The following is an 18,553-nucleotide window of genomic DNA, read 5'->3' as shown; positions in this document are numbered from 1 at the left end:
AAACATTACCGTAAAGAGCTTACACAGGCAGAGTGGTTTTTAAAATTTAACGCTTAAAATCGATTTAATACTTAAATTCCATAAAAAACGAATACGGCAAAAACTAAAAATATCTTTATTTAATTACTTATTAGTTAATAATTAGCCAATCGCAAAGGTTTGTACAAAAACAACACAATCAATAGCTTAAATAATTTTATTTACACCTTTAGGTTGCTCAATAAGGTGGTGATTGCAGCTAACAGCAAGCTTTACATTAAAGCCCAAGAAAGTTTTCATATTGGTAACGTGGATAAGTTTAATACGGCATTTTATTTGATCCGCTGTAACCCCTTTATAAATGCGGCTTTGAATGAGTTATCCACGGTTTCTGTGGATAACTCTGTTTATTAAACTTTATGAACTTCAGTACCCCCAGTATTTTAGGGGGCTGCAACGATTTCAAGTCTTTAAGAATGTTTTTTTAAATCATTAAAAAACAGTGTGTTACGAATTGATGCTGAAAGCGACTCTAACGATAAGTAAAACTTTTCGTGACGATAAAGTAAAAAAATATGTTGTGTGATAATGCACCATTTATGAAGCGTTAAATGTTATAAAAGTAATTTAAATGATCTATATTTGTTTTTTGGCGCTCTCAAGGTGAATTTATACGCTAAGGCTTGAAAACAAAGCTTTACTCCTTAGTTAGGTATTTAGCCCTCTATACTCAATAAAGCATGGCTTGAATTGCCCAGATGCTTTAAAATGTTTAGCTCAGTAAAAAGAGGCCAACTTATTCTATGCGCGTAATTTCAGAAAAACATACTCGCCCTGATTTACTCAATGATCCTATCTCGCCAACACTAAAAAAAATGACCATTCCAATGATATTTGGCCTGGTGTCGTTGATGATGTTTAACATTGTTGATACGTTTTTTATTAGCTTATTAGGAACAGAGCCATTAGCAGCCGTGAGCTTTACATTTCCGGTTACTTTTATGGTAATAAGCTTAGCCATTGGTTTGGGCATAGGCACTTCTGCGGTTATTGCAAAAGCCTTGGGCAGCCACAAAGTAAATGAAGCACGTTTTGATGCCAGTATTTCTTTATTGGTGGCTGTGATTTTGGTACTTATATTATCTTTTTTTGGTTATGTGTTTATTGACCCCATATTTACTTTACTAGGGGCTGGTGAAAACGTATTACCGCTAATACATCAGTATATGAATGTATGGTTTTTAGGCAGCGTGTGTTTAATAACACCTATGATTGGCAACTCGGTATTACGTGCCAGCGGCGACACCAAAACGCCTAGCTTTGTGATGGGCGGGGCAGGGCTAATAAATGCCATTTGCGATCCTATACTTATTTTTGGCTTTGGACCTATTCCGGCATTAGGTATTGAAGGCGCTGCTATTTCCAGTGTTATTGCCTGGTCAGTAGCGGTAGTGGTTATTTTATATATATTACTAAAAAAACGTTTATTGAGTTTAAAAGCAGGTAAACAAACGGTTATTGGCTCTATTAGTAAAATATTAAAAATTGGTTTGCCTGCGGCAGGGGCAAATATGCTTACGCCAGTTGCAATGGCAGTAATGACCGCATTAGTGGCTCACCATGGACCCGAAGCGGTTGCTGCATTTGGGGTAGGGAGTAAAATAGAATCTATTGCCAGCTTGTTAGTATTAGCGCTTTCGATGACATTACCCCCATTTATAAGCCAAAACTTTGGTGCTAGTAAATTATCAAGAGTGAAAGACGCCTACACCGGCACCTTAAAATTTGTAATGGTTTGGCAGTTTATTATTTATATATTACTAATTGCTAGTGCAGGCGTGTTAAGCCAGTTATTTGGCAAAGAACAAGCCGTTATTGATGTTATAAAACTATTTATTTACACCATTCCATTAAGCTACGGCTTGCAAGGGGTGATCATATTATCAAACTCATCGTTTAATGCTTTACATAAACCGATGAACGCATTGTTTTTAAGTATTATTCGTTTATTTATTTTTTATTTACCCTTTGCGTATATAGGCAACGAACTTGCTGGCTTATTGGGGTTATTTATTGGCGCTGCTGTGGGTAACTTGTTTACCGCTTTGGTGGCCTATAAATGGTTTATGAAAGAGCTTGAAACATTAAGTAACCAATCGTTACAGGAGTGCAGTCATTGAGCGATCATTTTCAACTAAAGTCACACTTTAAGCCTGCGGGAGATCAGCCCACCGCGATTGCGCAGTTATGCGAAGGACTTGAGGCCGGGCTTGCTCATCAAACCTTGCTAGGTGCTACCGGCACAGGTAAAACCTTTACCATGGCTAACATTATTAACGACTTAAACCGTCCAACGATAATAATGGCACATAACAAAACCTTAGCCGCGCAACTTTACGGGGAAATGAAAGAGTTTTTTCCTAAAAACGCAGTTGAATATTTTGTTTCTTATTACGATTATTACCAGCCAGAAGCCTATGTGGTTTCTAGTGATACGTTTATAGAAAAAGACGCATCTATTAACGAACACATTGAGCAAATGCGCTTAAGTGCTACAAAGGCACTGCTTGAGCGCCGCGATACTATAATTGTAGCCTCAGTGTCGGCCATTTATGGTTTGGGCGATCCAAAATCATACATGAAAATGATGCTACTTTTAAAAGTGGGCGAAAAAGTGGATCAGCGCGATATGCTACGCCGCTTAGCCGAAATACAATATACCCGTAATGATGTAGACTTTAGCCGCGGCACGTACCGAGTACGTGGCGAAGTGGTTGATATATTTCCTGCAGAATCAAGCACATTTGCGATACGCGTAGAAATGTTTGATGACGAAATAGAACGCTTAAGTATTTTTGACCCCCTCACAGGCGCAATTGAAAAACACATAGTGCGCACCACTATTTACCCTAAAACACACTATGTAACCCCGCGTGAAAAAATTCTTGGTGCTATCGAAAAAATACAAGAAGAGCTAAAAGATCGCCGAGCACAGCTATTAAGTGCCAATAAATTGGTAGAAGAGCAGCGCGTAACACAGCGTACGCAGTACGACATTGAAATGATGCGCGAGCTTGGTTATTGCTCGGGCATAGAAAACTACAGCCGTTACTTATCGGGGCGTACACCGGGCGATCCGCCGCCAACTTTACTTGACTATTTACCCGACGATGCATTAATGATTATTGATGAATCGCATGTAACAGTGTCGCAAATTGGCGCTATGTACAAAGGCGACAGAAGCCGCAAAGAAAACCTGGTTGAATATGGTTTTAGAATGCCATCGGCTATGGATAACCGCCCACTGCGCTTTGAAGAATTTGAAGCTATTTCGCCACAAACAATTTATGTGTCGGCAACCCCAGGCGATTTTGAATTAGATCGCTGCGTAGGCGCAATTGCAGAGCAAGTAATTCGACCAACAGGACTGCTTGATCCACTTATTGAAGTGCGCCCAGTGGGGGACCAGGTTGACGACTTGCTTTCAGAAATTTATAAAAGTGTTGAGAAAGGTGAGCGGGTACTGGTTACCACGCTAACCAAACGTATGTCGGAGGATTTAACCGACTACTTAAGTGAGCACAATGTAAAAGTGCGCTACCTTCACTCAGATATAGACACCGTAGAGCGAGTCGAAATTATTCGCGATTTACGCGCTGGAGTATTTGATGTGTTAGTAGGCATTAACTTACTGCGTGAAGGCCTCGATATGCCAGAAGTAGCACTGGTGGCAATTCTTGATGCCGATAAAGAAGGCTTTTTACGCTCAGCGCGCTCTATTATTCAAACCGTAGGCCGCGCCGCACGTCATTTAGAAGGGCGCGCAATTTTATACGGTGACCGAATTACAAAATCGATGGCTAAGGCGATGGACGAAACCGCACGTAGGCGCGAAATTCAGCATGCTTATAATATTGAACACGGTATTGAACCACATTCGTTAGCCAAAAAGATTCTAGATTCGATGGACGTAGGCGAAGAAGCAGGGCCAAAAGATAACCTTAGACTCATTCGTAAAGAGTCTAAAAAAGTCCTTAGTGCTAAAGAAATCACAGTGCAAATTAAGCAACTCGACAGTAAAATGCACGCTTACGCCAGTGATCTAGAATTTGAAAAAGCAGCCTCAGTGCGTGATGAAATACACGAACTCCAACAACAGTTGATAAATTAACTATGACCCCTAATTTTACTCCACTTATTGACGCATTAGCCGATGCCCCTTTATTAAAAAATGAGCTGTGCCGCGTGTTTCATGGCCGCGGCCATAGCGTAGAAGCGCTAAGCCATATTAACTTAGACTTTTACCCACCTAGTTTGTTTTTAGTGTCTTATGATGAAATAGATGAGCCAACGCTGAGCGAACTAACCAGTGTGCTGTGGCAATGGGCGCAGCAACATCACCCTGAGCTTATTACTGCGCTTGTGTATCAGCAGCGCGCGGGTGTACAAAGCCAAAACACTCTGGTTTATGGGCAATTGCCTAGCCAACATGTGGTAAAAGAAAACGGTATTGGCTTTTTAGTTGATTTAACCAGCCGCCAAAATACTGGAATATTTCCTGATATGCGCAGCGGCCGTGAGTTTGTGCAAGCAAACAGTAAACAGGCAAAAGTACTTAACTTATTTTCGTATACCTGTGGGTTTTCGCTGGCGGCAATGCAAGGCGGAGCCGATCATGTAATGAACATGGATATGAGCAAAGGCGTGCTTAGGGTGGGTAAACAAAATCATCAGCTCAATGGCTTTAATAAAGGGGTGAGCTTTTTACCGCATGATATTTTAAAGTCGTTTGGTAAATTAAAAAAAGCAGCGCCGTTTGATCTCATTATTGTTGATCCGCCAAGCTTTCAAAAAGGCAGCTTTATTTTAACGAAAGACTATCAAAAAGTACTGCGCAGATTACCTGAGCTATTAAGCGATACAACCCAGTTATTACTTTGCGCTAACAGCCCAGAGCTTAGTGAAGAGGCTTTTAAAGCCTTAATTACAGAGCACACAGAGGGCGCTATTGAGTTTGTTGAACGGTTAGCTGCTACAGAGCGTTTTATTGAAGTAGATCGTGACAGAAGCTTAAAAGCGCTTGTTTATAAAACATCGCAAACAGTAGCCTAATTTAAATTATGACTCTTAATTAATAACCAGTTTTTAGTTATTAGTTACCAGTAAAAAATGAGCCGTGGCGCAATGTTTATAATACATGCGCCATTTTTATTACTAAGGCGCTATTTACCTAAAGTAGTGTTTATGGGGGTAATAGGTGATTTTACTTTTAAGGCAGGCATTCCTGCACCCGATCATCACAAACGCAGAGCTTAATTAATTAAATATTAGCCACTTAGAATTGCACATAAATGTGATCTAATATTGCCGCTAATAACGTAAATAGCTACAGACAATATATTGCCATGTGCGAACTAATTTATGCCAAATAAAAACAGCCACCGTATACCTCTCGTCAATAATAAAAAATGGCAATACAGTTACGAGCAGCCAATTTCGTATGCCCCTTTGGTGCAATTAAAGAATAATAATTGGGTTGTTCCACAGCATTTTTTACGCTACCAACACACACTTGAAAGTGTTAATACAGTGCTTGAAAATATCGACTTTTCGGCGCACTTTAGAGTGGTTGCTGCCCAGCAAAATGAACAGCTTTACTTACAAGTGGCAGTGCTTAGCCCAGACAACTATTCAAATAATTCAAACTGCGAGAAAAATAGCGCAGCTAACAAAAACCACACTCGCGCAAAAAAATTATTATTTGGCAGGCGCTGGCTAGTAGAAAAAAACCTACCAACCTCAGAGCTTATTCAAACTGCGTTTTTAGCACTTAAAATAGCACGAGAGCACGAAGTGCGAGAGCTGCTGCAATTAACGCATAAAGGGGCAACAAGTACGCCATTTAATAACCATCACGACTTGTCATTAATGGCGCAAAACCCTGAGTTGGTAAGTAATAGCACTGATCAAGCGAGCGCTCAATCGATAGCTAAACGGCTGATATTTGCCGGTATGAGCATAGTGATTAAAAACCATCAAGTAATAACCAGTAAACAGCACTTATATACGCTTGAGCTTAATTGCAGTGATTGCCAATTAAATGAGTTTAATAATAAAACCATGGCATTTTTAATAACCGATACGTCGGCAAATAGCTTTTTACATGGCTTTATTACAGCGCTTGTAGCCATTAGTAACGAGTATGTAAGCGAGCACTTTAAATATAAAAATTTTGCACGCTTTAGCAAACAGGTAATGGCCGAGCAAATAGGGGAGTTAAGTGTAGCTATACGTTCGCCAGACGCGGTAGGCTTGTGCTCTATGGGCAAGCAGCACGCTAACCAATTAAACTTTGAAATAGACAGCACCCGAGCACCACAGGGCTGTGGTCAGGTTATTGGTGGTTTTTTAGCTGCCCACGGTATTGAGCAGCCAGAAAATGCCCATTTATATGAAAATTATTTATAGTTTATTTATTTCTTGTTTTACGTCAAAGCTTGAATCGGTAACTATGGTTTCAAGGGTTTGCACACGCTCTTTTAATGCTTGAACTTGCGCACTTACTTCAGCAAGGTGCTTATTAGCATCGCTATTATTATTTTGCATACGGTGTTTAAATTCTAAATGTTTTTTGTACATATCGTATATAACTCCAGAGCCAACAGATATAAGTACAATTAATACAATCATGGTAGTGCCCGACATAACCGCTTCCTGTTAATTACTTTGGTTAAAGTATAACCGTAATACATTTACGATAAAGCGCCTAATTGTAACTTTATTTTTCTAAATGTTGATTGCCGGTGTGCTGGTAGTTTATACATTGGCTATATTGTGTAATGATTAAGCAAAGAGTTTGCCCCTTTTATTAACTAATTAAGTGAGCTGCTATGTTAAATAATAAAATTCCTCCACTTGTTGTTGTGCTTTTTTTTGCATTAATAATGGCCTTAATTGCACATTATAGTGTGATTGATTTTAGTGCCTTTATTTTATATTTAACGGTGAGTTTAGTAACTATAGGCTGCGTATTTTGTATTGCCGGATTGGTTAGTTTTCGTTTGGCTAACACCACAGTAAACCCAAGTAAACCAGAGCAAGCGACAAATTTAGTTACCAGTGGCGTTTATAGGTTTTCTCGTAACCCTATGTATGTGGGTTTTGTATTTATACTACTAGGGTGGGGTATTTGGTTAAGCTCGTTATGGGCACTTTTGTGTGTGGCGGGTTTTATTGCCTACTTAACACTGTTTCAAATTATTCCTGAAGAGCGGGCGCTTACTCAGCTCTTTGGTGAGGATTACATCCAATACAAAAACAAAGTAAAACGCTGGCTATAAACAAGCACCCATAAAAAAGGCTATCGATGATAGCCTTAATAAATTGTTTATTCGTATTCTAGCGGGTCGGTTAAGTTATTGACCTCAAATGCTTCTAAGCGCTCTTGGCATGCCCCACATTTACCACAGGCTTTTTCACGGCCGTTATAACAGGTCCATGTTTGGCTGTAATCTAAGCCCATTGCAATACCATCGGTTAAAATATCAATTTTTGTATTGTTTAAATACGGGCTAAAAATTTCTACGGCATCGTAGTTGGCAATGCGGCACACATCATCCATTTTTTGCACAAATTCAGGACGACAATCAGGGTAAATCGCATGATCCCCAGAGTGGGCACCATAATAAACCTGGCTCGCTTTAAGCGACACTGCATAACCTACCGCTAAAGACAGTAAAATCATATTACGGTTTGGCACTATTGTGCTTTTCATGCTGTCTTCTTCGTAATGGCCTTCTGGCACGTCAATATCATCAGTTAAAGATGAGCCGCCAATAATTTGATTAATAGCCGAAATATCAACAATTTTGTGTGGCACATTTAATTGCTTACATACCTGGGCTGCCACCTTAAGTTCTTTTACATGACGCTGACCATAGTCAAACGATAAGGCATAAACATCATGTCCTTGTTGCAGGGCCTTATTTAATACGGTAAATGAATCCATACCGCCGGAATAAATAACTACTACTTTTTGCGTCATATCTGGTTTTGCTCTTTAGTTTTAATAGAGGTTTATATCAGGGCACGATATACTACATGCCCACGGCATAAATAACAATTTTTGCGCTGCGCTATTTAGTCCTTAATGGTAGCAATTTTGCTGCTTGATCGTAAGTGAGTTCTCTTTTGTACAAAATAAATGAAGTGTTTGAAACCATCCAAGGTGAAGCTAGTTATACTGGTACACCATCTATATTTTTGCGTTTGCAAGGTTGCCCAGTAGGGTGCTCTTGGTGCGATACAAAACAAACATGGGATGTTGATAATGTGTACAAAGTGTCGCTTGACGAAACAGTAGAAAAAAAGGCCGATTCAGATCATTGGGCACAAGCCAGCGCAGCAAACATATTAGCGTTATTTCAATCACGTGGTTATACCGCAAAGCATGTGGTGATCACAGGTGGCGAGCCTTGCATGTACGACTTAAACCCAGTGTGTAATTTATTGCACGAAAACGGCTTCAGTACGCAAATAGAAACCAGCGGCACCTTTGAAATACTTGCCCCAGCGCAAACTTGGGTTACTGTATCGCCAAAAATTAATATGCGCGGCGGTTTTGAGGTACTTACAACCGCCATGCAGCGCGCCAACGAAATTAAACACCCCGTTGCCATGCAAAAGCATGTAGAGGAGCTAGAAGAGCTGTTTGTTAAAACGGGTGTTAACCCTAAATTGGTTTATTTACAGCCTATTAGCCAAAAAGAGTCAGCAACTAAACTGGCTATTAAAACCTGTATTGCTAAAAACTGGCGCTTATCAATTCAAGTGCATAAGTATTTAGGGATTAACTAATAATTAAGCCGGGTTTTAAGTGATTAGCTTTGAGCTAATACCAGCTCGGCGTTAATTTATATTACCTAGGTCGGATAAGCGAAGCGCCATCCGACACCCTTAATTACATCTACCCTAAAGCTTACTTCGCTAATACTAATAACTAGTTTACTATGCGCCACCCAAATTACTTACCCTTTAATAACTAGGCCAATATGTCCGCAAATGCTTTATACACAGATCTCTCTGGTTACTATGACTTAATGTGCGCTGATATAGATTATCAAGCTCAAAGCCATTTTATTAAACGGTTACACCAAATTTTTGGTAATGGCGCAAATACACACCTAGATTTAGCGTGTGGCACAGGCCCGCATGTACGGCATTTTATTAATTTTGGCTATACAAGCAGTGGCCTCGACATTAATCAACCTATGCTAGATCGAGCCGCTATTCGCTGCCCAGAAGCACAATTTACATTGCAAAATATGAGCGAGTTTACCGTAGCGCAGCAGCAAAATTTAATTACCTGTTTTTTGTATTCAATTCACTACTGTGATGGCATTGAAAAATTAAAAGCATGTATCATCAGCGTACATAACGCACTAAAAGCCGGTGGCATGTTGTGTTTTAACGCAGTTGATAAAAATACTATAAATAACGATTCATTTGTAAAACATACAGCAACTAGTGAAAATAGTTTATTTACCTTCAGCTCTGGCTGGCATTACAGTGGCACGGGCGAAAAACAGTCGCTAAAACTGCGTATTGAAAAAACCACAAGCGATGAAACATTCATCTGGAATGATGAACACCCCATGGTGGCGCTTAGCTTCACTGAGCTAAAAGCAGTTTTGCAGCCTTATTTCGAAATCCATATATTTGAGCATAACTATGAGCAAATAACCCCGTGGAATGGTAATTCGGGCAATGCTATTTTTGCTTGCGTAAAAATTTAAGACAAACGACGTAGGTTGGGTAGAGCGTAGCGAAACCCAACGAATACCCACCCCAAATAAACCCGCATTATATATTTGAAAACGTAGGTCAGATAAGCGAAGCGCCATCCGACACAGCAAAATCCCTTACCAATTATTATCAGCATTTAGCATTGTCGTACGATTAGAGATCAGTCGTTAATTAATCGTGATGTCTGAAGTCAAGATTTGACCCCTTTGTCTCTTTGTCTCTGACCCCTTTGTCTCACCTTTGTCTCAGGCAGCATTTTTCACATGGCCTTTGCTGAACGGTGGCAATTTGTGCCGGTATTTTATCTAATGACATAGTATTAACTTATCAATGGCTTTATCTTATAGTATAAAAATTCTACTCTACCGGCAGTAACACAGCTGGCGAAAAACAGTTGCCGCTAAAATAAAAAGCAGGAAAACTATGAAAACACTGTTAATTGTTGCCCATGCGCCCTCTAAAAATACCCAGTTAATGGTTAATGCTGTTTTGACAGGGGCACAGCATCCAGAAATTGAGCAAGTACAAGCCCGCTGGGTATCACCATTAAACGCCACACCTGAAGATGTATTAGCTTGCGATGCGATAATTATGGGCACGACGGAAAACCTCGGTTATATGAGTGGCGCATTGAAAGATTTTTTTGACCGTTGTTATTACCCTTGCCTAGATGTAAAACAGGGTTTGCCTTGTGCATTATTTGTTCGTGCTGGTAACGATGGTACTGGTACTTGCCGAGCAGTTGAATCAATTTGTAGTGGCTTGCGTTGGCACTGGGCTCATCCACCATTAGTGTGTCGTGGCGACTGGCAACCAGCGTTTCTTGAGCAATGCGAAGCGTTAGGTATGACCATAGCAGCTGGGCTTGATGTGGGGATTTATTAACGAACCAAAACACAGGGTAAGCCGCGTGCTCTACCCAGGCTGAGTATACTTACCCGGGCCAATATGCTAAGGTTTAAATTAAAATAATTGTAGGAGAAACAAAATATTAGCAGAATCAGAATATACGATGAATAACTTGTTTGCGCAATTAGGATTAGACAGTTCGGATGACGCCATTAATGAGTTTATCGAAAAAAATCAATTAGCAGCAGGCGAATCATTAAAAGAATCTAAGATTTGGAATGATAGCCAACGCACGTTTCTCCAAGAGGAATGGGATAAAAACAGCATGTGGACTCAAGTCATCGATGATTTAAATTTACTTTTGTCAAACGTCGCTGAGTAAATAAATTTGCAGTAATTATCAGATAATAGATATGTCGATCTTGGGCGTAGCGAATGTAGAACAAAAACCATAGAAAGCCGTAGGGGTCAAATCTTAAAGCCGTAGGGGTCAAATCTTGACTTCAGACATTATCATCATTGAACGTTTGATAGTCGCTGTGAGTTTACCTTTCGATGAAAAGTATAATTTAATCAACACCCACAAAAAAGCGTTGCCCTTGAGCAACGCTTTTTTATGTCTAATTTCTAACAGCGAGTAACTTACTCTGCCGCTAACTTATTCTGCTGCGAGATAATCCAACACTACCTGATGGTGATCTTTGGTTTTAAACTTATCGAACAGGTGTTTAATTTTGCCGTCTTGACCGATTAAAAACGTCAGGCGGTGTATGCCGTCGTATTCTTTGCCCATAAATTTTTTGTAGCCCCAAATTCCAAATGCATCTGCAATGGCGTGATCTTCATCTGAGAGTAAATCGAAGTTAAGTTCTTTTTTAGTTTCGAAATTTTTAAGGCGTTTAATTGGATCTGGGCTTATGCCTACTACGCGGGTGTTAAATTTTGCCAGTTCTGCTTGCTGGTCGCGTAAGTTTTCGGCTTGTACGGTACAGCCTGGTGTTGACGCTCTAGGGTAAAAATAAACCAGTACTTGTTGCTGTTTTAACAACTCGCTTAAGGTGATTGTTTCGTCGTTTTGGTTTTGTAAGCTAAAAGCGGGGGCGTTGTCGCCGGCTTGTAATGGGCTGATTTTGTTCATGCTTGCTCCTTAATTTAACGAATACGTCTAAATATATAGTCTACGTTGAGAAGGTGAGAAAGTTTTTCAAAACTAATTTTAAATTGGTCTACATCTACTTCAACAGGAATATTAAACTCTAGTTCACAGCGCATTCTCATTACTGCTTCTTCGTCATCATAAGTGTCTGACTTTAGTGAGCAAATAATAATATTGTTGTCTGCAAAAAAGCGCGTAACTTTACTCAAAGTGCCGGGTGCGTCGGTGCCTGTGTACTCTAGTGTGTAACCGGCGCGAAACGCTCCTTGGTTATGACTTGCTGTGCGCTTCATCATAGTGAGCAAACCCAGTTCCATCGCTTTGGTAGGCAGGGTGTGTTCTATGCGGCTAATGGCCGACATGTCACCGCTAAGTAGCATGATAAATGTAAATTCGTTACCTAAAATAGCAATGCGGCTATCTATTATATTACAGTGGCAATCGCTTACTAGCTGAGTTAACTCACTAACTATGCCAGACCTGTCTTCGCCAATAGCTGTTAAAACAATTTGATGATTTGAGTGTGCAGTCATGGGTTTAAATACCTAAGTTACTTGAATTACAACAGCGCAGTTGGCAACACAAAAAGTAAACACATAAAGTTGCGTGGCGGCGAAGTTTAACACAAAAACGTGTTTAAACTACACAGGCTGCTAATTTAGCAGTTTAAAAGTACAGTGTTTCTTGTTTTTACAAGCATGGGAAAGTACCATAGCCCAAATGTGTCTATTTGTTGCTTACTTTTGTTAACAGAGGTGAGTATTAAGCAACCAGGCAACCAAATTATAACTGTAAAGTTAATATTGATTTTACACTGAACCAAATCGGCATTACCCACTCATATACTTGTTAAAACAATTAAAGGGTATGCTAAGGAGAAATATCTGTGCAGTATTGGATCCCAAAAGCACTAACAGTAAGTGTATTGGTAAGTTTATCAGGATGTAGTGTATTTACTAATGATGCACATGACGAGCGTAATTATCGCGCTCATGAAGCAGTAAAAGTGCCTGCATCGTTATCACAACCCGCTCAAGATCCAACATATAAAATGGATGTAGGCCAATATAGTAATAATCCAGATGCTACAAATTACCGTCCGCCTGCTCAAGTACTTACAGTAGCAAAGGGTAGTTGGGTTGAAGAAACAGATAAAAACGCCCGTGTTTATTTTGATAAAAACGATGGTATTGATGACCTAGATGAGTTTATTTGGGAGTCTATTAATGCGGTTTTAGCCGACAATAACACGCAAGCGACTAAAGCAGACAAGCTACTAGGCATTATAGAAACAGATTGGTACGCTATTATTAAGCCAGAAGAAAGTTGGTTATGGAATAGCGACGAAAGTGTTGATTTAGAACGCTTTAAATTTACAATTGAAGAAAAGTCGCATCAGCGTACGGCTTCATTAAGTGCTGAACTTATTGACTTTAAAGGTGATGAGCCTTTAAGTGATTTATTTAAGCAACAGTTAGAAGTGCGTGCACTTAACCAAGTTATTAGCGAGTTTGATTATCGTTATCGTCAACTTGAAGTTGATATGCGCAAACGCCAAGGTATTATTTCTTTAGAAATGGGCTTTGATAACAAAGGTAATGCAGCACTTGTAACTGAGCAGTCGTATGAAGCTGTATTTGACCGTTTTTCAGGGTTTTTAGAGCGCTTGTCGTTCACTATTGTTGAAATTAACCCAGATACAGGCTTAATTACGGCAGATTATAAAAAACCAGAGTCAAGTGTATGGGATTCTATTTGGGGTGACGAAGTAACCCAATTACCTATTGATGAAGGTCAATATCAAATATTAGTAAGTAAAACCAAACAAGGCGGCACTAGTCTGACCTGGATGGATGAACAAGGCGATACGCTTGAGCCAGGTACTATGAATGGTTTACAGCAAGCATTAGTGGCTGCACTCATTCAGCGCGGTATTAATATTTAATAATAATAAGTTTTTACCACAAAAAGAGCACTTTGCTCTTTTTGTGGTTTTTATAGGTTAAAAATATGTCTCAGTTACCCACTTCGTCGCAATATAATATGCGCACTTGGCTTACCTTTTTAGTTCCTTCGCTAATTGGTTTGTTTTTATTTATGACACCAATCCCTATTGCTGATGGTATGACCATTCCCATTGCATTAATGGCTAAAGCAATTAAAGAGGGAATTAGCTCTGTTATGATTGAGCTGCTTACATTCATTATTTGTGTAACGGGTGTGCTTTCGCTATTAGCTAAAGTTGTTAAGCCTAGCTTTATTAAAAAGTCTTTTATACTAAAACACTTATTTGATGTTAACTGGCTTTGGCTAGGTATTCGCTTACTGGGTATGCTGTTTATTGTTTTGACCTTTATTAGTCAAACCGGCGCAGACGTGAGCTCGGCGCTTCCTGCGTTTTTATTACCGGTATTTAATGCTATTACCTCGGCAGATACGGGCGGCTTGGTTTTAAACGATTTATTGCCTATTTTGTTTTCGGTATTTGTTTTAGCGGGTTTATTACTGCCGCTGTTATTAAATTTTGGTTTGTTAGAGCTAGTGGGCACCTTGTTTACTAAACTTATGCGTCCGTTATTTGGTGTGCCGGGGCGCAGTGCTGTTGACTGTGCGGCGTCGTGGTTAGGTGATGGCAGCGTAGGTATTTTAATGACTGCGCGTCAGTACGAAGAAAAACATTACACTGAGCGTGAAGCGGCCATAATTGGTACTACGTTTTCGGCAGTTTCGATTACCTTTAGCTTAGTGGTTATTGAACAAGTGGGCTTAGAGAGTCACTTTGCACCGTTTTATTTAACTGTGTGTTTAGCCGGTGTGGTTGCTGCGATTATTGTGCCGCGCTTACCGCCGTTACGCTTCAAAAAAGATAGCTTTATAGATGGCAGTAAACGCGATGAGCATGCTGAGTCTGTACCAAGTGGTAAAACCTTGTTTGGGCATTCTTTAGATGTTGCGTTAGCTAAAGCGCATAGATCGCCAGGGTTTAAAGGCACGTTAAAAGAAGGCTTACACAATGCATTTGATATGGTGTTTGCTGTATTACCTGTCGTAATGGCGGTAGGTACATTTGCGTTAATTATTGCCACATATACCCCTGTTTTTCAGTATTTAGGTATGCCGTTTATTCCATTTTTAGAGCTGCTACGAATACCAGAAGCTGAGCTTGCTTCACAAACGATTATGGTTGGTTTTGCTGATATGTTTATTCCTTCAATATTAGCAGCGGGCACAATTGAGAGCGACGTAACCCGTTTTATTATTGCGGCAATGAGTGTAACGCAACTTATTTATATGTCGGAAGTGGGTGCACTTTTACTAGGCAGTAAAATACCGGTTAATATTTTTGAATTGTTTATTATTTTTATTCTTAGAACCTTAATCACTTTACCAGTTATTGCCTTAATGGCGCACTGGTTAGTTGGTTAGTTGGTTAGTTGGTTATAAAGATTAAGCAGTAAAAAGCCCTGATATTCAGGGCTTTTTTGTATCTGTAGAGTTAGTTTTATCGGGCTTTGTTTTTTTAAAGGGTAAATTTGCCGAGTGCTTTAGCAGTGCAAGATTACCAATAATAATAGCAAATACAATGATAACAATAACAACCATGTGCCAAGTTTGCATAGCAACGTCCGTTAATTATAAGCAAAGTATAAGTGTGAGCGTTTTAGTTTAAAACAGCAATAAAGTGACTTAAAAAATGGTGCTAATGCAGTATTTAAAAGCGTTTTGCTACCGATAGAGTTAAAAAATTTAGCCCGGGGTTGGGATCTTTAAAGCCCGCATTAGAGTAATGAATAATTCTTAGCGCCACGTTGGTTTCGCCAAAATCAGCAACTAAGCCAATTCTGTCTTCAAACTGATAGTGAGTGCTAATGTTTTTACCCGCAAAATAGGTTTCATCAACCAATGAAATACCAATACCCGCTTCTACATATATGGGGGTATTGTTAATGCTAAATGCTGGGAACAACAGCACAGGCGACATGGCAAGCACTACATTAGACTGTGTTTTATCGCCATGGTTATATTGCCAAAGGTTTACACTGGTTTCGAAATAAAAGCGCGTATCGCCAAGTAAAGACTGCAACCCTGTAGGATAATATTGATGGGCTAGTTTAAAGCCATTTACGCCACCTTCTCCCTTGAGCAGATCAATTGCGTAGCCGTGCTGCGATTGTGCGAATGCGTGTTGACTCGTGAATAATAAAACAAATATAAATAATGATAAAAATGACGTTTTCATAGGTGTCAGTGCTGTGCCTGAGTTAAATAGTGACTAAATAGTAAGGGCGCAACATGGGTGTTTTCAATGGGACAAAAATACGTTTGTATATAGGGTGTTAACCGAGGTTGATTAACTAATTGAATTTATTTACTTTGTTTTATTGGTGCTAAATCGGCATTAATAAGTTGCTTATTTAAGTCTATTTAAAGGTGTAATTATCGCGTAAATTAGCGTCATCTTAATCACACAGACAATAATTTATTATGAAGTTTTTAAAACTGTTTCTCGTTGTAGCTGTATTCTTTAGCGGCTCACTTTTTGCTCAAACGCAACAATCTCCACAACAACTCCTTAAAAGCGTAGCCGATACTTTATTTGCCGATATAGCCCAAGTTAATGCCAAAGGCGATGCAAGTAAAGAAGACATGTTTAACATTGTTGAGCAGCGCTTAATGCCGCATATTGATATAAAATTTGTAGCATTTAAATTATTAGGCAAACATATAAAGGGCATTGAGCGCGAGCAAGCAGTTAATTTTATTGATGCAGTAGAGCATTATTTAACAGGCACTTATGCCGGTGCTTTAATGAAGTACACTGGTCAAAAAGTAGTTTTTGAGCAAGATAACGCTTTGAGCGACTCACAGTACGCTACGGTTAAAACCCAGATAATACAAGCAAATGCGCCTACTATAGATTTACATTTTAAATTGCGCTTAGGGAAAGATGAACAATGGAAAGTATACGACATAGTTGCAGAAGGCATTTCATTGCTCAGCGCCAAGCAAAAAGAAATTATACAACGTATTTCAGATGTAGGTATAGAGAGCGTTATTAGCGAATTAAAAAGCAACTAATAGTAGATTATGTGACCCTGATTAAGTCCAGCTCCAACCAAATAAGCAGCCAACTAGTTATGTAGTTGGCTGCTTTTTTATTTTATAAGTATTGCGTTACTTTGCGCTAGCGTGGCGATCAAGGTGTGCTAGAATATCGGCTCGTCGATTAAGCGTGGTGTCAGCTAAAAGCTGCTATAACTGACCACTGTCCCAAGCTACACTGGAGTTGTGTTGTTTTAATGGAAAATGTACTGATTTGGCCAAAGGAATACCCATTACTTATCAAAGGACTTGTAGAACAAAATGGTGCCTTTATTTTAGATGCTTTAGAAGCTTGGCCTGCCTGTCGTTCTACCCATGAAGATGATGGAGTATGTACTACTGTTTTACCGCCCATATTTTATTTAGCGTGGTTTACTCCGCTGGAGCCTTTTGAAGAGTGTTATTTTCAACATATTTGCGAGTATGACGAAAGTGCACAAACGTATATAAGCGCGGTAAAAGAACATTATTTTGATAACGAATATACCCCCGAAAGCTTAGTACTTATGCTTTGCCAACGGCTCGAAAAATACGCGAATGTATCGGCGCAAAATGAGATTGATACACCGCAGTCGTTATTTAGTTTATTTTTTGCTAAACGCTACTTTACTCTAATTGAGCATGCGTTAAATAATCGCAGTAAATTATCGGCGGTTGACACGCTAGCTCTGTGGCAAGAAGTTGATTTTAGAGAGCGTTTGAGTGCTTATATTCCAGGTTCAATTGCCGATCTTGAGCATTTAACTGAACTGGCAAGTGAAAAAGTGGCTAAAGGCAAAGACTACTTTACTTTACTCACTCAAGTATCGCCGGATGTAGATTCTGTGGTACTACTTGAAAAAGCTTTGCTTGCTCATTTAAATAAAAAAACCGCTAAGCAAATGATGGCCATGCGCTTTATTGAGCAAGGCGCAACAGGTACGCTTGCCGATGAGCACAATAAAACGGCCTTTATGTGGGCTGCTGAAAAAGGCTACGTAAATGTAGTTGAAACCCTGCTGAGCCAACAAGATAAAAAAGCAGTTGATGATAAGGGGAATACTGCCTTGCATTATGCTGTGCTCTCTAAAAACGAATCGCTTATGGTATTGCTGCTAAAGGCGGGGTATGACTTTAGAGTGCGTAATAACGAAGGGCTTAGCTGTTATCGCTTAGCGGTGAGCATAAAAGCGAGTAACTTAGTAAAGTGCCTTGAGCGCGACTTTGGTATTAAAGAGTTGTCGCCTGAAGGGCAGTTTGATCGCATTAAAAAAGTGCATGCGCTGCATGCTCTGGTTACTTTATTATTGCCGGTGCAATTGTTTTTCTTTTTTGATGAAACAATAACCATAAAAAGCGAATTAACATTAACTCTAACTATGATTGCGGCGGTGTGTTTCTTTTTTGCGGCTACTTTAAAGCGCTGCGCGCTGTACCCGCACATTAAACACCCGTGGGGATTATTTGTATTAAGAGGCTTTTCTTTAGTTAGCCTAGTAGGGCAGTTAGGTTTAGCCGCTATTGTAACCCTTGCCGCATTAAGTTCTTTAGTTTAAATATTTAGGGCAAGTTTATCTTTCGAGGTTAAATTTGCAGCAATGTGTTTGGCCTTTAGGCAAGGCAGAGCCTATGTAGTATGGCTGTTCCCCATAAATAGGCGATAACGATGCATAAATAAAAAAC

Annotated in this window: 20 protein-coding genes; 14 read left to right on the top strand and 6 right to left on the bottom strand. The window is 39.6% G+C overall.

Annotated elements, in window-relative coordinates:
• The first annotated feature begins 782 nt into the window (after positions 1-782).
• From J5X91_RS11850 to J5X91_RS11835, 5 genes are all read left to right on the top strand, one after another.
• Positions 783-2,159 (top strand): MATE family efflux transporter, encoded by a 1,377-nt coding sequence (locus J5X91_RS11850; RefSeq protein WP_011327795.1) that lies wholly within the window; start codon positions 783-785, stop codon positions 2,157-2,159.
• The gene (uvrB, locus tag J5X91_RS11845; RefSeq protein WP_011327796.1) at positions 2,156-4,150 is read left to right on the top strand and encodes an excinuclease ABC subunit UvrB; all 1,995 of its coding nucleotides are present in this window, start codon (positions 2,156-2,158) and stop codon (positions 4,148-4,150) included. Before J5X91_RS11850 ends, uvrB begins: the two co-directional genes overlap by 4 nt.
• 2 nt (positions 4,151-4,152) lie before the next feature.
• Positions 4,153-5,091: a class I SAM-dependent methyltransferase gene (locus J5X91_RS11840; protein WP_011327797.1), complete on the top strand. Its 939-nt coding sequence runs from the start codon at positions 4,153-4,155 to the stop codon at positions 5,089-5,091.
• A 72-nt stretch (positions 5,092-5,163) separates the two neighbouring features.
• Positions 5,164-5,295 (top strand): hypothetical protein, encoded by a 132-nt coding sequence (locus J5X91_RS18160; RefSeq protein ID WP_280117935.1) that lies wholly within the window; start codon positions 5,164-5,166, stop codon positions 5,293-5,295.
• Between the two features lie 105 nt (positions 5,296-5,400).
• Positions 5,401-6,447, top strand: a complete 1,047-nt coding sequence (locus tag J5X91_RS11835; RefSeq protein WP_208834914.1) for a hypothetical protein — start codon at positions 5,401-5,403, stop codon at positions 6,445-6,447.
• On the opposite strand, the gene J5X91_RS11830 is transcribed toward J5X91_RS11835, so the two are convergent.
• The gene (locus tag J5X91_RS11830; protein ID WP_011327800.1) at positions 6,442-6,684 is read right to left on the bottom strand and encodes a hypothetical protein; all 243 of its coding nucleotides are present in this window, start codon (positions 6,682-6,684) and stop codon (positions 6,442-6,444) included. The two genes, J5X91_RS11835 and J5X91_RS11830, sit on opposite strands and share 6 nt — an antisense overlap.
• A gap of 185 nt (positions 6,685-6,869) precedes the next feature.
• Between J5X91_RS11830 and J5X91_RS11825 the strand changes: the two genes are divergently transcribed.
• Positions 6,870-7,319 carry an isoprenylcysteine carboxylmethyltransferase family protein gene (locus tag J5X91_RS11825; RefSeq protein WP_011327801.1) on the top strand — a complete coding sequence of 150 codons (450 nt, stop codon included), beginning with the start codon at positions 6,870-6,872 and terminating at the stop codon, positions 7,317-7,319.
• A gap of 47 nt (positions 7,320-7,366) precedes the next feature.
• Here J5X91_RS11825 and queC read toward each other — a convergent pair whose 3' ends face one another.
• A complete protein-coding gene (gene queC, locus J5X91_RS11820; RefSeq protein WP_011327802.1) occupies positions 7,367-8,023 on the bottom strand; it encodes a 7-cyano-7-deazaguanine synthase QueC in 657 nt (218 codons plus the stop codon).
• Positions 8,024-8,169: 146 nt separating this feature from the next.
• Here queC and queE point away from each other — a divergent pair, with 146 nt between their 5' ends.
• The 4 genes from queE to J5X91_RS11800 all read left to right on the top strand — a co-directional run bounded on the left by queE (position 8,170) and on the right by J5X91_RS11800 (position 11,014).
• On the top strand, positions 8,170-8,835 hold the full coding sequence (gene queE / locus J5X91_RS11815; RefSeq protein WP_089368005.1) for a 7-carboxy-7-deazaguanine synthase QueE: 666 nt from the start codon (positions 8,170-8,172) through the stop codon (positions 8,833-8,835).
• A gap of 194 nt (positions 8,836-9,029) precedes the next feature.
• Entirely contained in the window at positions 9,030-9,773 is a 744-nt protein-coding gene (locus J5X91_RS11810) for a class I SAM-dependent methyltransferase (RefSeq protein WP_089368006.1), read from the top strand.
• A 433-nt stretch (positions 9,774-10,206) separates the two neighbouring features.
• Positions 10,207-10,668: an NAD(P)H-dependent oxidoreductase gene (locus J5X91_RS11805; RefSeq protein ID WP_089368007.1), complete on the top strand. Its 462-nt coding sequence runs from the start codon at positions 10,207-10,209 to the stop codon at positions 10,666-10,668.
• Between the two features lie 103 nt (positions 10,669-10,771).
• A complete protein-coding gene (locus J5X91_RS11800; protein ID WP_011327807.1) occupies positions 10,772-11,014 on the top strand; it encodes a DUF2789 domain-containing protein in 243 nt (80 codons plus the stop codon).
• 276 nt (positions 11,015-11,290) lie between these two features.
• On the opposite strand, the gene bcp is transcribed toward J5X91_RS11800, so the two are convergent.
• Positions 11,291-11,770: a thioredoxin-dependent thiol peroxidase gene (bcp, locus tag J5X91_RS11795; RefSeq protein ID WP_011327808.1), complete on the bottom strand. Its 480-nt coding sequence runs from the start codon at positions 11,768-11,770 to the stop codon at positions 11,291-11,293.
• Positions 11,771-11,784: 14 nt separating this feature from the next.
• Entirely contained in the window at positions 11,785-12,321 is a 537-nt protein-coding gene (locus J5X91_RS11790; protein ID WP_208834912.1) for an ACT domain-containing protein, read from the bottom strand.
• A gap of 353 nt (positions 12,322-12,674) precedes the next feature.
• Here J5X91_RS11790 and bamC point away from each other — a divergent pair, with 353 nt between their 5' ends.
• Positions 12,675-13,733: an outer membrane protein assembly factor BamC gene (gene bamC, locus J5X91_RS11785; protein WP_011327811.1), complete on the top strand. Its 1,059-nt coding sequence runs from the start codon at positions 12,675-12,677 to the stop codon at positions 13,731-13,733.
• Between the two features lie 65 nt (positions 13,734-13,798).
• Positions 13,799-15,214, top strand: a complete 1,416-nt coding sequence (locus J5X91_RS11780; RefSeq protein WP_011327812.1) for a YjiH family protein — start codon at positions 13,799-13,801, stop codon at positions 15,212-15,214.
• A 45-nt stretch (positions 15,215-15,259) separates the two neighbouring features.
• Here J5X91_RS11780 and J5X91_RS11775 read toward each other — a convergent pair whose 3' ends face one another.
• Positions 15,260-15,406: a DUF2897 family protein gene (locus tag J5X91_RS11775; protein WP_011327813.1), complete on the bottom strand. Its 147-nt coding sequence runs from the start codon at positions 15,404-15,406 to the stop codon at positions 15,260-15,262.
• A gap of 94 nt (positions 15,407-15,500) precedes the next feature.
• Positions 15,501-16,028 carry an acyloxyacyl hydrolase gene (locus tag J5X91_RS11770; RefSeq protein ID WP_011327814.1) on the bottom strand — a complete coding sequence of 176 codons (528 nt, stop codon included), beginning with the start codon at positions 16,026-16,028 and terminating at the stop codon, positions 15,501-15,503.
• A 245-nt stretch (positions 16,029-16,273) separates the two neighbouring features.
• On the opposite strand from J5X91_RS11770, the gene J5X91_RS11765 reads away from it, so the two are divergent.
• Entirely contained in the window at positions 16,274-16,867 is a 594-nt protein-coding gene (locus J5X91_RS11765) for an ABC transporter substrate-binding protein (RefSeq protein WP_011327815.1), read from the top strand.
• A 221-nt stretch (positions 16,868-17,088) separates the two neighbouring features.
• Positions 17,089-18,426, top strand: coding sequence for an ankyrin repeat domain-containing protein (locus tag J5X91_RS11760; RefSeq protein ID WP_089368009.1), 1,338 nt, complete (start codon positions 17,089-17,091; stop codon positions 18,424-18,426).
• The last annotated feature ends 127 nt before the right edge of the window (positions 18,427-18,553 follow it).

Source organism: Pseudoalteromonas sp. K222D, assembly GCF_017653575.1.
Classification (GTDB): domain Bacteria; phylum Pseudomonadota; class Gammaproteobacteria; order Enterobacterales; family Alteromonadaceae; genus Pseudoalteromonas; species Pseudoalteromonas nigrifaciens.
Note: the sequence above shows the minus strand (reverse complement) of the source record. Positions and strands in the feature narration are given on the sequence as shown.